Below are 248 nucleotides of genomic sequence, written 5' to 3'. Positions count from 1 at the left end.
AGTCTATCCAATAACCACTAGGTATTTTAACGTTCTGTTCAATGCGCAGTTTTGCATTATTCACAAAGGTACTTAAATCACTACCTCGAACATTGGCACTAACCACCACTCTACGTTTGCCCATTTCACGACTAATTTGATTGGGTCCTTCACTTCGTACCATTTTCGCGACTTCACTTAAGGGAATAAAATGCCGCTCACTGTCTTTAGATGGAGGAAGTGGTACAAAAACTTCACGCAATACATCA

1 protein-coding gene is annotated in these 248 nt (G+C 40.3%); it reads right to left on the bottom strand.

Going from position 1 to position 248, the window contains the following annotated elements; translation table 11 throughout:
* On the bottom strand, positions 1-248 hold a 248-nt coding region (locus tag A8O27_RS19230), incomplete at both ends, for an efflux RND transporter permease subunit (RefSeq protein ID WP_259293073.1).

The organism is Legionella bozemanae, from assembly GCF_001648595.1.
Taxonomy (GTDB): Bacteria; Pseudomonadota; Gammaproteobacteria; order Legionellales; family Legionellaceae; genus Legionella; species Legionella bozemanae.
Note: the sequence above shows the minus strand (reverse complement) of the source record. Positions and strands in the feature narration are given on the sequence as shown.